Below are 12549 nucleotides of genomic sequence, written 5' to 3' on the forward strand. Positions count from 1 at the left end.
AAAAAGGCTTGCCATGCCTTCGATCGCCTGGCGCTTCCATTGGGCGATCATCGTCTGATGCACGCCATGTTTCGACGCCAACTCCGCCAGCGTCAGTTCGCCACGGATCGCCTCCAGGGCAACCCGTGATTTGAACTCCGCCGCATACCGTTTCCGCGTAACCTTGCCCATAAAACCCGTCCTCGTTCAGGCCAGATGATAGCTTATCGCCCTGTCCGAAAAATGGGGACCACTTCTCGTCATAACCGCGTGGGCCGCCATTTTCAGCGGTTTTAACCGACTGGCTGTCGATAATGCCCACTGAAGGCGTGGCGTCTCGCCCGTCCTGCTCACGCGACAGGATCACGAGAATATGGTTCATGGCTTCCCATCTTCCCTCGCGGATCCAACGGTAGAAATAGCCCTGTACGGTCGTGAAGGCCGGAAAGTGCCGAGGCAACTGCCGCCATTGGCAGCCGGTCGTGACGATATAGAGGATCGCCTCCATGACCCGGCGCAAATCCGTACGTCGTGGTCTGCCCAGCCGTTTCTTCTCGGGCATCAGCGGCGCAATCAGCGCCCACTCCGCATCGCGCAGGTCGCTTGCATATTCCAGGTCGTCCCGGCGATACTGCGCTCGGGTGATTTCAGTCCAGGCCATCTTGATCTCATCAGGTTATCGCAAACCCATGAATCATAACCCGCTGAAATCACTCAACTCATTTTCGGTCAGACACTCAGAGGAAGGCGGTGTAATCACCACCCTTTTGGCATTTGCGGTGGCACTGAAAGCACGGTGCAATCACCACCCCTCTTGTTCTGCTCAAAGCCACCAAAAAATAGTGCGATTGCCACTGTTTCTAGGAGAAGGCCTCTCTCTGTGAATAGAAAAGTTATCCCGGTGCAATCACCACCCTAATACGGTGCAATCACCACCCGTAGACACGGTGCAATCACCACCCATAGGCACGGTGCAATCACCACCCCCCTAAAACCGATATGATTCCCGTTATCTAAACCGATAGGTTTTTCCGGTAGTTGTCCGATAATTTCTAACGAAATTGTGGATAAATATAAGACTTAAAATTTCGATCTAAATCACCGCCTCTTGGGGGCTCCGCCCCCGCCGGCTCGCGGCCTACGGCCGCCCCGATCGCGCATAGCGCGATCTCCCACCCGGCATCCCCCTGCTCGCCCTTTCAGGGCTGCGCTAAACAGACACGCCTACGGCGCGAAATCATAATCTGACGATGCGTTACCGCATCGTCTCTCCACCAGCACCTTCCTCTCCTGCGTCGGCGCCTTCGACGCCCTACGGGGCTCCCGCTCCGCGCTCGCCCGACGCCTGCAACACCAGAAAAACCGAGCAAGACCGTAATCTGCTCAAGACGCACCGGTGTTCAGGCGATCATTCAGCAGATCACGTGTCGCAGCATGCCCATCAGACGCCACAGGGTGGCCGTACAGGCATTACCGCGTGTGGTGGCTAGTTTGTGGGCGGTAACGGGAATTGCGCTTTGTGCGGCCTCTCAGGGCGCTCTGCTGGCTTTATCAGGAATTGATGGGCTGTCCATTTCTGTCTGACCGTCCAGATATCCTCTTCCTGACTTTCAGTGGGATGGTTCTGATTGAAAAACCCAAGCGTTAGGGATATGGTGCATTATGCCGACGCTTCTACGCATCAATGGATTTCGTGTCGTGATTTACACGGCAGATCATGTGCCAATGCACGTTCACGTCATAAGCGCGGATGGGGAAGCGGTGATTGAGATTGGCAGGAAAGCCCGACTGATACGGGCAGGTGGCATGAAAGATAAGGTCATACAGGAAGCCCTTGTCATCGTGCAGGACCACGCTGAGATGCTGGCTGAAGCATGGGAGAAGATACATGGCGAATGACATGAACTATCAGGCCGCTCGTGAAGCAGACACGCTTCATAGAGCGACAATTCCTCATGCGGTCTCCGCACGGTTTATCCGTGCTCGCCGCGCTCTTCACGTCACGCTCTCCAACGGTGTTGAGATAAGCGTGCCTGTGGATCTGCTACAAGATCTGCAGGACGCTTCTCTGAATGATCTGGCCGAGATCGAGATCACCCCGCTGGGTAATGGCCTTCACTGGCCCCGTCTCGACGCCGATGTTCTGGTCGAAGGTCTGATCCACGGTATCTACGGTTCCCGAAGCTGGATGGCTGCACAGATGGGACGCGTGGGCGGATCGTCCGCCAGCCAGGCAAAGGCGGCGGCGGCACGCAGGAATGGTGCTAAAGGCGGTCGGCCAAGGAACGTCGCGTAAGATAGTCACCGCCTTTCAGGCGGTAGGGAACTGTCGTGCCACGTCTGCTCGCTGCAACGACCATTCTTGCCAAAAGGGTGGACCGTATCGGTCTACCCTTTGGCTGAAGGGGATCGGGTTTTCCAAGCCTTTTGGGCATGCCCGCACCAACGGTGCAATGGTGTATGAGGACCCGCTATTTATGGGTAGGTGCAATGTCGGCCTCGGGTATGTCGATGGGTCGTCACAAGGGTAGCCGTAGGGTCGTGAAACGGTCGTTCCATCAATGCGTCAGGGATAGTCGTGACCATTGCGCTCTGCGTCACCTTCCTGCGGTGTGCGAGAGCGTCCCCCTTATTGCCCGGGTTGTGGCAGGGGGAGCGGGTTATCCGTGCCGAGACTGGCGGCCCATGCCTTCATGGTTTCCGTACTGAGCCTCGACCTGGGCGAGGGGCCAGCGTATGGCTTCGTCCTTCCAGGCTTCCCTGTCATCGTGATCGGTATGATCCGTCTTCATGTCCCGTTTCTCCCGGTCTGGACCTTCAGGCCAGTTTCGGCCTGCGTCCGCGTTTCTTCTCTGGCAGGCGCGTGACCGGAACTTCAGGTTCCGGTGTCGCCTTGATGGTCCGCCCCAGTCCGATTTCCTGTGCCAGGGTAGCCCGTTGTGCTGAATAGGATGGGGCAGTCATCGGGTAGCTTTCCGGCAGGCCCCATTTTGCCCGATATTGCTGGGGCGTCAGGCCATAGACGGTGTGAAGGTGACGCTTGAGCATCTTCATTTTTTTTCCGTCCTCCAGGCAGACGATGTAATCCGGGAACACGGATTTTTTCACGGGCACGGCCGGCACCAGATCCGGTGTTCTGGTCGTCACCTGTCCCAGACTTCCGAGCGCCTGAAACACCGTGGCGATGAGGCCGGGCAGGGTATCCGACGGAACCGTGTGACTGCTGACATAGGCTGTGACAATCCGGGTCGTAAGCTCGCGCACTGTGTCAGCTCCGGATGATCGTGTCTTGTGGTTGGTCATGGTCACGTCTGCCTGTTGTCCTGTCCTGTCCTGTCCTGTCCTGTTCCCGGTGCCTGTCGAAGGCATGAAAGCCTGAAGCAGGCCGGAAGAGGATCGGCAGGACAACAAGGAGCAAAAACAGTTTTTGCATCATGATTTTTCCTGTGCGGGTCCTTTTTCAAAAGCGCGCAGGAAAGCGTCGATATCGTCGCTCATCAGGAGGAGCAGCCGTTCTCGTATCAATGTTTCAGGCCAGTCCCACCAGGCTACTGCAAGCAGACGCTCGATGGTCTTTTCGGGGAAGCGGTATTTGATGACACGGGCCGGGTTGCCGCCCACGATGGCATATGGCGGCACGTCCTTGGTCACCACGGCCGCCGTGGCGATGATCGCGCCTGATCCTATGGTGACACCCGACATGATATTGGCCCGTGCGCCGATCCAGACGTCGTTGCCAATGACGATATCTCCCTTGGTGGAATGGTCATCGGTTGCATCAGCCGCTTCGGGCCAGAAATTGCACTGGTTCTTGAACGGGTAGGTGGTGATCGTATCCGGTCGGTGATTGCCCAGGATCATCAGCACCTCGCGGGCAATGGAGCAGTATTTACCGATCTTCAGGCCGGCATATTCGGCTTCTATGATGATGGGAGAACCCTTGGCACCATATGTATGGTCGCCGATGTCCCAGCCCCACTCTTCGATCTCATGGGCAAGGGTGTAACGTAGGAGCAGAGAAAAGGCGTTCTTGCCGTAATACATGGGCCTCGGTTCTCCCGTTCTGGTTCAGGGTTTCGTTTGCATTCGATAGCGGACAGATCAGATGATCGTGTTTCGTCGTCAGTCCTGTTCCCGGTCCCTGTCGAAGGCATGAAGCCCCGCGCGCCTCCAGCGTGTTTTCAGGTCAACCGGAGCAGTATCATTACTGCCCTGGAGCTGTCCTGCAATATCCAGAAAAGCCCCGAGCAGGGTGGCGCGGTCATCATCGGTCAGATCGACCAGTCCCGCCTTCTGGACCAGGCCGCCCAGTTCGATCAGATGATGGGTGCGTTCCCGTCGCGCCTTCGCCCAGTCGCGCATGTCGGTGCGTGCCTTTCGTGCCTGATGGCGATGGATCAGGGCCGCCTGCTTCCTGATCCGTCTTTCAAGCGCCAGAAGCTCCGTTCTGATCGTTTCCGGTTCCTTTCCGGCCGCCCTTTTTTGCGCCGGCCTGAAAGAACGCCGTCCCCCGTTCGGTCCACCTCGCGACGGCTTCGGGTTTGCCGTCCGCCTGTTCGACAGCCGCAAGCAGAACCCCGGCCAGCGCCTCGATGGACAGGGTATCGGCTCCCGTCGCCTCGACCAGTTCGCCGAGCTGGAGGGTCCGTTGCGCCTTAAGCTGTTTTGCCTTTTCCTGAAGCGCCTTCAGTTCCGCATCAATGTCCCGTGGCTTGCGCATTTCCGGTCCCCTGTCCTGCTGGTCTGTGCCATACTCTACCACGCAGGCGAGAGCCGCGTCACTCATCCAGAGCAATCAACCCTTGTGGCGCAGTAAAATGTGAGTGCGCGCTTATACGTTACTTCGTGACGTGCGCTTAAGGGGTGTGATAGGATTGTTCTCATGGCGATCTATCACCTGCATGCAAAGGTCATCAGCCGCGCCACCGGCCGGAGCGCCGTGGCGGCGGCGGCCTATCGCGCGGCATCCCGCCTGCATGATTTGCGGCTGGATCGCGACCATGACTTTTCCAACAAGAGCGGCGTGGTGCATTCCGAGATCCTTCTGCCCGATGGCGCACCGGAACGGTTTCTTGATCGTGCGACCCTATGGAACGAGGTCGAGGCGATCGAGAAGCGCAAGGATGCCCAGCTTGCCCGCGAGGTGGAGTTTTCAATCCCGCGCGAAATGACCCAGGCGCAGGGGATCGCGCTGGCACGGGATTTTGTGCGGGAGCAGTTCGTGGAACGCGGCATGGTGGCCGATCTCAATGTGCATTGGGATATTGGCGAAGACGGACAGGCGAAGCCCCATGCGCATGTGATGCTGTCCACGCGGCGGATCGAAGTCAGAACCGGAGAGGCTGTGCATGGAAGACGAGACGGAATCCCGCATCCTGAACGAAGCGGCAGGGGCGCATACGACTTCGCGCCGGATCCTGGACCTGATGGAGCAGAAAGGGGAGGACGATCCGCTCAAGCTCATGATCCGTCTCCTGACAGAGATCCGGGAGACGCAGCGCGGCATCCTGCTGAAGCTCTCGACGCTGGAGAAGCGCTTGCAGCGGCTGGAAGAACGGCACGACTGATTGCTGCGGCACGGCTGCGGCATGAAGGTCTGGGGCTGGCGCAGAATCAGCCTTTCATCGGGTTCGGTGCGAAAGAGCGTTCGTGGAATGACAGGGATCTGCTGCTGACGTGGCGGGAGCGGTGGGCGTCGCTCGCCAATGAACGGTTGGCTGAACTGGACCTGGATGTGCGGATCGACCATCGGTCGTTTGCCGCACAGGGGATCGACCTTGAGCCACAGAACAAGATCGGACCCGCAGGGTCACGCCGGCCGGAGCGCGGTGAACCGTGTGAGCGGGTTGCCGACCATCTGGAGATCGCACGGCGCAATGGGGAAAGGTTGCTGGCCGAGCCGCATGTGGCGCTGGAGGCGCTGACCCGGCAGCAGAGCACATTCACCCGTCAGGACCTGGCGCGGTTCGTGGATCGGCATACGGCGGATGCCGCGCAGTTCAGTGCTGTCATGGTTCGGGTGGAGGCGTGTCCGGAGCTGGTCGCCCTCGGGAAGGACGGTCATGGGCGGGAACGGTTCTCCACACGGGAGATGATCGGGGTCGAGCAGCGTCTGGAAGAGGCATCGCTCGCGATGGGGCAGTCCCAGGGGCATGCGGTGCCGTTGGCGGTGCGTCGGGCGGCGATGGCGCGGGACGGGCTTGGGGACGAGCAGGCGCTGGCGGTGGGCGAGGTCACGAAGTCCCGCGACCTGTCCGTGGTGGTCGGGTATGCCGGGACGGGGAAGAGCACCATGCTGGGTGTCGCCCGCGTGGCATGGGAAGAGGCCGGGTACCGGGTGCGCGGGGCGGCGCTGTCGGGGATCGCGGCGGAAGGGCTGGAAGCGGGGTCCGGGATCGAGAGCCGGACGCTGGCGTCCCTGGAGCGGGCGTGGGCGCGTGGGTTCGACCTGCTGGAGCGCGGGGACGTGCTGGTGGTGGACGAGGCCGGCATGGTGGGGTCACGGCAGATGGAGCGGGTGCTGTCGGTCGCGCGCGGTGTCGGGGCCAAGGTGGTGCTGGTAGGTGATCCCGAGCAGTTGCAGGCGATCGAGGCCGGCGGTGCGTTCCGGGCGGTGGCCGAGCGGGTCGGGTCGGTGGAAATCACGACCGTGCGCCGGCAGCGTGAAGGCTGGCAGCAGGTGGCCACGAAGGAGCTGGCGACCGGGCGGACGGATGAGGCGCTGGGGCGCTATGAGGCGGCCGGCCTGGTGCGCGGGCATGACACGCTGGAAGAGGCGCGGGCCGGGGTGGTGGCCGGGTGGGATGAAGCCCGTCAGGCCGCGCCAGAGGACAGCCAGATCATGCTGGCGCACCGGCGTGTCGATGTGCGGGCGCTGAACGAGGCGGCGCGGGAGATCCGGCGGGACGCGGGTGAGCTGGGTGACGACGTGCTGGTGCCGACCGCCCAGGGCGAGCGGGTGTTCGCGGACGGGGAGCGTGTCTACTTCCTGCGCAATGACCGGGAGCTGGGGGTAAAGAACGGTACGCTGGGGATGGTGCGGGGCATCACGGGGTCGGTCGAGGCCGGGGATCTCGTGCTGTCGGTGCAGCTCGACGGGCCGGGTGGGACCGGGCGTGGCCGGGTCGTGTCTGTGTCGGTGGCGGATTATGACGCGCTGGATCATGGCTATGCGGCCACCATCCACAAATCGCAGGGTGTGACGGTGGATCGGGCGCATGTGCTGGCGACGGGGAGCATGGATCGGCACGGGGCCTATGTGGCGCTGTCGCGCCACCGGGAGAGCGTGTCCGTCCATTGGGGCCGGGATGATGTGGGCGACCTTGACGGGCTGGTGAAGCGGTTGTCGCGCGAGCGGCTGAAGGATACCACGCTAGATTACCCGCATGTCCGGGATCGGGATGCCGGGTTTGCGCGACGACGCGGGCTGCATGTCCCCGAGAGCGAGATCGTGGTGGGGCGCGGCAAGGCTGCTCCTGGCCCCCAGAAGGACAGGCAGGCCGAAGCTGTCCGTACGCCGGATCCGGCATCGGCGCAGCGGAAACGCGGGATGTTCGACGGGCTGGACCTGTCCGTGCGGGGGCGTGGCCGGACGGCGGAAAAAGACGTGTCGGCCGGGATGGATGCCGGGGCCGGGAAGGGAAAAAGTGGGGTTGAGCGTGAGGCTCCCGCCTCGCCCTTTGCCGGGTTGCGGCTGCCGCGTGTGCAGCGCGCGCAGGTGCCGGCCGGGCTGGGCGGGTTTGTGCCGGCCGGGCTGGGCGGGTTTGTGCCGGGTGGTGATCCGCTCCACCAGGCGGTGGAGCAGTATGCGCGGGCGGTGCGGGACATCGGGCGCATGGTGGAGCAGGACCTGCCGGTGCTGGAGCACCAGAAGAAGGCATGGCTTGACGCCAGCACGGTCTTGGAACGGCTACGGCCCGGGGCGGTGATTGCTCTGGAAACCGCCGTGAAGCATGAGCCGGAGATCCGGCAGGCCCTGTACGGGCTGGAAGGGCTGGCACGGGCGCGCAGGCTGGTCGAGGGGCTGGAACACGAGGACAAGGTGCGGCATTCCCCCGAGTTGCGGGCGGCGCGGTTCGTGAAGGCGTGGGACGGGCTGAGCCGCGAGCAGCAGGGTGTGGCGCTCAAGGAATTGAAGCGGGACGCGCAGCTTGAGTCCCTCCTGCGGCAGAAGGGGCACGAACTGGGCGTCCGGAAGGGATCGACGCTCGATCACGGATTGCAGCCGCAGCGTACGCGTTCTCTGTCGCGCTCCAGGGGGCGGGATATGGATATGGGGATGTAGGAGATTTTGATTTACGTTAAGCAGTGACGTCATATATGATGTCACTATGCGCGTTGTTCTTGATACGGATGTTGTTCTTTCGGGATTCATGTCACCGGACGGAGCGTCCCGGCAGCTCTTGCTGGGGGCCTTGGATAGGAATTTCAGTCCGCTGCTCTCCACGACCCTCCTGGTCGAATACGAGGCGGTGTTGCGTCGTTCTGAAAACCTTTTTCGAATGGGCGTTCAGGGGGATGAAGTTCTGGAGGTTCTTGATGGACTTGCAGGGTGCTGCGTCCCGGTTTCTTTTGATTACAGGTGGCGACCGACAGGTGCGCACGGTGATGATGAACTTGTGGTTGAGACAGCGATCAACGGAAATGCGGATGCGATCGCCACGTTCAATCTGAAAGACATGCAGCGGGCCGTATCACGGTTCGGTATTCCAGCAGTGCGGCCAGGTGTTCTTTTGCGAAGGATGAGAGGATGAGTAGCAGTAAAATCCAGCTTCGGCTTCCGGAAGATATGCGGGAAGCCGCAACGCGTCAGGCGGCGCTTTCAGGTGTCAGCATGAACCTTTTTGTTGCGACGGCTGTCGCGGCCCGTCTGGGTGGGCAGGCAGAAGCGGAACGGTATTTTTCCGCACGGGCGACACGGACCACGCCTGCTCGTGCCAAAGCTCTTCTGGAGCGGATCGGAACAAAGGGGCAGATCAGGGACGATGATCGTCTGGACGTGCCGGAAAACTGAATCTGGATGAGGGGATGTCGGGTTTTTCTGGAAAGATATCGAAATTATATTTATGATATCATTCCAGGAAATGAGGAGTCCTGTCATGTCTTCTGTGGTTATTCGTAATCTTCCGGAAGAGACGCATCGGGCGCTGAAGGCGCAGGCCATGCTGCATGGGCGCAGTACGGAAGCAGAGATCCGGACCATTCTGGAAGCGGCCGTCCGGCCGCCGCAGCGGGTCCGGCTGGGATCGCTTCTGGCGTCCATCGGTCGGGAGGCCGGTGTGTGTGATCAGGATATTGCGGCCTTGCAGACCCGCGATCAGACCCCGGCCGAGCCGATGTCCTTCGAATGATCCTGCTCGATACCAATGTGATCTCGGAGCCGTGGAAGCCCGTCCCGGAGCCGCGTGTTCTGGCCTGGATCGATGGACAGGCGATCGAGACGCTTTTTCTGTCTGCCGTCACGGTGGCGGAACTGCGTTTCGGGATCGGGGCGATGCCGTCTGGTCGGCGGCGTTCTGTACTGCATGAGCGGCTGGAACAGGAGGTATTGCCCTTGTTCGCGGGGCGTGTCCTGTCGTTCGATCTGGCGGCGTCCCAGGCCTATGCCGAACTGATGGTGCGGGCCAGGTCAGAAGGTCGGGCGATTGGCAAGGCAGATGGCTATATTGCAGCAACCGCTGCATCCCGGGGTTATGTCGTGGCCAGCCGCGACGTGTCTCCTTTCGAGGCGGCCGGTGTGCGGGTTCTCAATCCGTGGGAGGAGACCTGATGTCCTGCGGCATGCTTGAGAGCGGATGATTTAATGTGTATGATTTCTATTGGAGATACACATCATGCGAACAAACATCATCATTGACGATGCCCTCATGACCGATGCGCTGAAAGCGGCCGGTGTGAAGACCAAACGGGAAGCCGTGGAACTGGGACTGCGTATGCTGATCAGGCTGAAGCAGCAGCGGGAACTCCGTACCTTGCGGGGAAAGCTCGACTGGCAGGGTGATCTTGATGCCATGCGCTCCGACGCATGATTTTGGTCGATTCCTCGGTCTGGATCGATTTTTTTCGGGGGAATACGACCCCACAGGTTGATCTTCTTGACCAGATGCTGGGGGAAGATCTGGTCAGCATTGGCGATCTGATGATGACCGAGGTCCTGCAGGGTTTCTCAAACGAACGGGATTTCAATCAGGCACAGAGGATGCTGGGTGCCCTGGACCTGGTTGAAATCGGTGGTCGCGATGTGATGGTCGAGGCGGCGCGGTATTTCCGTCATCTACGCGGTCGGGGCATTACGATCCGGAAAACCATTGATACCCTGATTGCGACCCGGTGCATCGTGAGCGGTCATCGCCTGCTCTACAGTGACCGGGACTTTGATCCGTTCGTGGACTGTCTGGGGCTGGAACGGGCTGCCTGATCGGGGGCAGGCTACCGGGGGAGGTATGTTGTGCAGGAAAAAGAACAGGCCGTTTGTCAGGAGACAGCGCATCTTCTGAATAGTCCGCGCAATGCGGAAAGATTGCGACGGACTATTCAGAACGCGGCTTCAGACAGTCGGCCAAACAGGCTTACGCTCCTGGCAATGGAAGAAGGGCGAAGGCGGCTGCTTTTCGGAAAGCAGGAAAGGGCCGGAACGCAAGAGGCTGGTCAGGATGATGATCGTCTGGACGTGCCGGAAAATTGAATCTGGATAAGGGGATGGTTCCATCATGAGCGAGATGGATCCGGCAGCCCGTGCCTTTGAGGATCTGTGCGCCGAAATGACGGTGCTCCGGCGCAGCGTGGAAGCGCTGCCCCAGGCATGGCGGGACAACCGGCCGCCTGACTACACGCCGGACCTGGCCAGACTGGTCAAGGCCCTGAACGACGTGGGCGCGCGCATGAAGGCGATCGAGGCCAGTCCGACGCTGAAGATGACGCCGCAGGCCTATGGGCAAGGGGTACGACAGGCAGGGCTTTCCGTCTGTCAGGACATGCAGGCCGCCTTTCATACCGCGATCCGTGCGGTTCAGGTGGAGCGGCAGCAACTGACCGATATTGTCGGGCAGGCGCGCATCCAGGACCGGCAAAGCTGGTGGGTGTTGAAGGTAGGGCTGGCCTGTCTGGTTGCAGGGATCGGGTTGTCTCCTGTTCTGGCGTATCTCTTGCCATCTTCTGTCGGGACGCGAGTGGCATCTTTTATTGTTGGGGAGAAAGATCGCTGGAACTCTGGGGCCATGATGATGGCGGTCAGCAATCCTGAAGGCTGGCAACGTGTACGTGAGGACAGCCAGCTGGTTGAGGTCAACAGAGACAGGATTGCAGCTTGCCAGAAAGTGGCCTCAGGTCAGGAAAAAACTCAGAAATCTTGTGTCATCATTGTTCCGTCAGAGCAGGAATAGTCTGTGGAGAGATATGAAGCCGAAATAGAAAGTGACATGTCAAAGAAACCGGATTTCTTTGACGGATCATTCTGACGTGTTAGAAAAAACGCATATTGCTACCACGTCAGGATGTCATGTTAACGTCAACCTACCCTATTCGGCCTTTACCGCCTCAGACGGAGATAGAAACGGTTCCGGTTCTCAGGGCGCTGGTCGAGGCCAACCGGGCTTTGGCGGAGTTGAAGGGGCGGGCGGCAACCATTCCCAATCAGGGGATACTGATTGATACGCTGGCTTTGCAGGAAGCCAAGGCGTCCTCGGAAATCGAGAATATCGTCACCACCCAGGATGAGCTCTTTCAGGCGGATCTGTTTCCCGAGGGGCCGGACTCAGTGGCGGCCAAGGAAGTCGCCCTCTATCGTGATGCCTTACATCTGGGATTTCGGCAGCTGAAGGAAACCGATGGCCTAGTCCTGAACAAGGGGCTGATCGCGATTTTCCAGATGCTCAAGAAGCGGGAGGATGGGTTTCGAAATACCCCTGGAACAGCCCTGAAGAACGAGCGCACGAGGGAAGTGGTCTTTGTGCCGCCGCAGGACGGGCGGGAGATTATCGGGCATATGTCGGATCTGGAGCGGTTCGTGAATGATGACGGGCTCTGTGACCTGGATCCACTTGTTGATTTTCACTGAGAACTGTCAATCGGCACTCAAAAATAACCCCTGATCGGCATGCAATATTAACCCCCTGTTGAAGGGCCGGCCTGTCTCCTGAAGCCGTAGGCGTAAGGAGACAGGCCGGGGCAGGTATGGATCTGGAGAGAGGTTCAGTTACGGTTCCTGAACCGCCAGCTTTCGTTCCCTGTCTCGATGATGTCGCAGTGATGGGTCAGACGGTCGAGCAGTGCCGTGGTCATCTTGGCGTCGGCGAATACACTGGCCCATTCACCGAAGGACAGGTTCGTGGTGACAATGACCGAGGTCTGTTCATAAAGGCGGCTGATCATATGGAACAGCAACTGTCCGCCAGACTGGGCAAAGGGCAGGTATCCCAGTTCGTCGAGGATGACAAAGTCCAGTCGGCCGAGTTGTTCGGCCAGCCGACCCGCCCTTGCCGCCCGACTGTCAGCCTCAAGCCGGTTGACCAGGTCCACCACGTTGAAGAACCGGCCACGCCGACCTGTGCGGATGCAGCTCCGGCCAATGGC

17 protein-coding genes and 1 pseudogene are annotated in these 12549 nt (G+C 60.2%); 11 read left to right on the plus strand and 7 right to left on the minus strand.

All coding sequences use genetic code 11. The features are described 5' to 3' along the window. The coding region (locus CFR80_RS14575; protein ID WP_146221661.1) for a transposase at window positions 1-171 on the minus strand (171 nt) is incomplete at its 3' end. 67 nt (window positions 172-238) lie between these two features. Further along, window positions 239-640 (minus strand): annotated as a pseudogene (locus tag CFR80_RS14580) (IS5-like element ISGdi3 family transposase); the annotation flags it as partial. A 1064-nt stretch (window positions 641-1704) separates the two neighbouring features. On the opposite strand from CFR80_RS14580, the gene CFR80_RS14585 reads away from it, so the two are divergent. Both CFR80_RS14585 and CFR80_RS14590 read left to right on the plus strand, forming a co-directional pair. After that, window positions 1705-1878, plus strand: a complete 174-nt coding sequence (locus tag CFR80_RS14585) for a DUF4160 domain-containing protein (protein ID WP_010505173.1) — start codon at window positions 1705-1707, stop codon at window positions 1876-1878. After that, complete coding sequence (locus tag CFR80_RS14590) at window positions 1868-2275, plus strand: DUF2442 domain-containing protein (RefSeq protein ID WP_110507585.1); 408 nt, start codon at window positions 1868-1870, stop codon at window positions 2273-2275. The genes CFR80_RS14585 and CFR80_RS14590 overlap by 11 nt, the downstream gene beginning before the upstream one ends. 521 nt (window positions 2276-2796) lie before the next feature. Here CFR80_RS14590 and CFR80_RS14595 read toward each other — a convergent pair. The 4 genes from CFR80_RS14595 to CFR80_RS14610 form a co-directional block, all read right to left on the minus strand. Beyond that, window positions 2797-3282, minus strand: a complete 486-nt coding sequence (locus CFR80_RS14595) for a MucR family transcriptional regulator (protein ID WP_029336085.1) — start codon at window positions 3280-3282, stop codon at window positions 2797-2799. A gap of 129 nt (window positions 3283-3411) precedes the next feature. Then, a complete protein-coding gene (locus CFR80_RS14600) occupies window positions 3412-4023 on the minus strand; it encodes a CatB-related O-acetyltransferase (RefSeq protein WP_010512301.1) in 612 nt (203 codons plus the stop codon). Between the two features lie 78 nt (window positions 4024-4101). Continuing rightward, on the minus strand, window positions 4102-4341 hold the full coding sequence (locus CFR80_RS14605) for a conjugal transfer protein TraD (protein ID WP_010512299.1): 240 nt from the start codon (window positions 4339-4341) through the stop codon (window positions 4102-4104). Window positions 4342-4405: 64 nt separating this feature from the next. Beyond that, window positions 4406-4765, minus strand: a complete 360-nt coding sequence (locus CFR80_RS14610) for a conjugal transfer protein TraD (protein ID WP_181418238.1) — start codon at window positions 4763-4765, stop codon at window positions 4406-4408. Between the two features lie 96 nt (window positions 4766-4861). Here CFR80_RS14610 and traA point away from each other — a divergent pair, with 96 nt between their 5' ends. The 9 genes from traA (at window position 4862) to CFR80_RS14655 (ending at window position 12034) form a co-directional block, all read left to right on the plus strand. Further along, on the plus strand, window positions 4862-8263 hold the full coding sequence (gene traA / locus CFR80_RS14615; protein WP_110507586.1) for a Ti-type conjugative transfer relaxase TraA: 3402 nt from the start codon (window positions 4862-4864) through the stop codon (window positions 8261-8263). A gap of 46 nt (window positions 8264-8309) precedes the next feature. Then, complete coding sequence (locus CFR80_RS14620) at window positions 8310-8732, plus strand: putative toxin-antitoxin system toxin component, PIN family (protein WP_110507587.1); 423 nt, start codon at window positions 8310-8312, stop codon at window positions 8730-8732. Continuing rightward, window positions 8729-8992, plus strand: a complete 264-nt coding sequence (locus CFR80_RS14625) for a toxin-antitoxin system HicB family antitoxin (protein WP_007396295.1) — start codon at window positions 8729-8731, stop codon at window positions 8990-8992. Before CFR80_RS14620 ends, CFR80_RS14625 begins: the two co-directional genes overlap by 4 nt. 85 nt (window positions 8993-9077) lie before the next feature. Continuing rightward, a complete protein-coding gene (locus CFR80_RS14630) occupies window positions 9078-9329 on the plus strand; it encodes a FitA-like ribbon-helix-helix domain-containing protein (protein ID WP_010512463.1) in 252 nt (83 codons plus the stop codon). Continuing rightward, window positions 9326-9748 (plus strand): type II toxin-antitoxin system VapC family toxin, encoded by a 423-nt coding sequence (locus CFR80_RS14635; RefSeq protein WP_034931108.1) that lies wholly within the window; start codon window positions 9326-9328, stop codon window positions 9746-9748. Before CFR80_RS14630 ends, CFR80_RS14635 begins: the two co-directional genes overlap by 4 nt. 64 nt (window positions 9749-9812) lie before the next feature. Next, window positions 9813-10007 (plus strand): type II toxin-antitoxin system VapB family antitoxin, encoded by a 195-nt coding sequence (locus CFR80_RS14640; RefSeq protein ID WP_034931116.1) that lies wholly within the window; start codon window positions 9813-9815, stop codon window positions 10005-10007. Continuing rightward, window positions 10004-10396 (plus strand): type II toxin-antitoxin system VapC family toxin, encoded by a 393-nt coding sequence (gene vapC / locus CFR80_RS14645; RefSeq protein WP_034931111.1) that lies wholly within the window; start codon window positions 10004-10006, stop codon window positions 10394-10396. The genes CFR80_RS14640 and vapC overlap by 4 nt, the downstream gene beginning before the upstream one ends. Before the next feature lie 292 nt (window positions 10397-10688). Further along, entirely contained in the window at window positions 10689-11360 is a 672-nt protein-coding gene (locus tag CFR80_RS14650; protein ID WP_110507588.1) for a DUF6118 family protein, read from the plus strand. A gap of 116 nt (window positions 11361-11476) precedes the next feature. Beyond that, window positions 11477-12034, plus strand: coding sequence for a Fic/DOC family N-terminal domain-containing protein (locus CFR80_RS14655; RefSeq protein ID WP_258367832.1), 558 nt, complete (start codon window positions 11477-11479; stop codon window positions 12032-12034). Between the two features lie 134 nt (window positions 12035-12168). Here CFR80_RS14655 and CFR80_RS14660 read toward each other — a convergent pair. Further along, window positions 12169-12549, minus strand: a 381-nt coding sequence (locus tag CFR80_RS14660) for an ATP-binding protein (RefSeq protein ID WP_181418227.1), incomplete at its 5' end; no start/stop codon positions are given.

The organism is Komagataeibacter oboediens (assembly GCF_003207815.1).
Taxonomy (GTDB): domain Bacteria; phylum Pseudomonadota; class Alphaproteobacteria; order Acetobacterales; family Acetobacteraceae; genus Komagataeibacter; species Komagataeibacter oboediens.

Excerpts from the sequence above, each read along its gene's own strand:
- CFR80_RS14585 (WP_010505173.1), top strand. The coding sequence starts at position 1,705 with ATGCACGTTCACGTCATAAGCGCGGATGGGGAAGCGGTGATTGAGATT.
- CFR80_RS14590 (WP_110507585.1), top strand. The coding sequence starts at position 1,868 with ATGGCGAATGACATGAACTATCAGGCCGCTCGTGAAGCAGACACGCTT.
- CFR80_RS14595 (WP_029336085.1), bottom strand. The coding sequence starts at position 3,282 with ATGACCAACCACAAGACACGATCATCCGGAGCTGACACAGTGCGCGAG.
- CFR80_RS14600 (WP_010512301.1), bottom strand. The coding sequence starts at position 4,023 with ATGTATTACGGCAAGAACGCCTTTTCTCTGCTCCTACGTTACACCCTT.
- CFR80_RS14605 (WP_010512299.1), bottom strand. The coding sequence starts at position 4,341 with ATGCGCGACTGGGCGAAGGCGCGACGGGAACGCACCCATCATCTGATC.
- CFR80_RS14610 (WP_181418238.1), bottom strand. The coding sequence starts at position 4,765 with ATGAGTGACGCGGCTCTCGCCTGCGTGGTAGAGTATGGCACAGACCAG.
- traA (WP_110507586.1), top strand. The coding sequence starts at position 4,862 with ATGGCGATCTATCACCTGCATGCAAAGGTCATCAGCCGCGCCACCGGC.
- CFR80_RS14620 (WP_110507587.1), top strand. The coding sequence starts at position 8,310 with ATGCGCGTTGTTCTTGATACGGATGTTGTTCTTTCGGGATTCATGTCA.
- CFR80_RS14625 (WP_007396295.1), top strand. The coding sequence starts at position 8,729 with ATGAGTAGCAGTAAAATCCAGCTTCGGCTTCCGGAAGATATGCGGGAA.
- CFR80_RS14630 (WP_010512463.1), top strand. The coding sequence starts at position 9,078 with ATGTCTTCTGTGGTTATTCGTAATCTTCCGGAAGAGACGCATCGGGCG.
- CFR80_RS14635 (WP_034931108.1), top strand. The coding sequence starts at position 9,326 with ATGATCCTGCTCGATACCAATGTGATCTCGGAGCCGTGGAAGCCCGTC.
- CFR80_RS14640 (WP_034931116.1), top strand. The coding sequence starts at position 9,813 with ATGCGAACAAACATCATCATTGACGATGCCCTCATGACCGATGCGCTG.
- vapC (WP_034931111.1), top strand. The coding sequence starts at position 10,004 with ATGATTTTGGTCGATTCCTCGGTCTGGATCGATTTTTTTCGGGGGAAT.
- CFR80_RS14650 (WP_110507588.1), top strand. The coding sequence starts at position 10,689 with ATGAGCGAGATGGATCCGGCAGCCCGTGCCTTTGAGGATCTGTGCGCC.
- CFR80_RS14655 (WP_258367832.1), top strand. The coding sequence starts at position 11,477 with ATGTTAACGTCAACCTACCCTATTCGGCCTTTACCGCCTCAGACGGAG.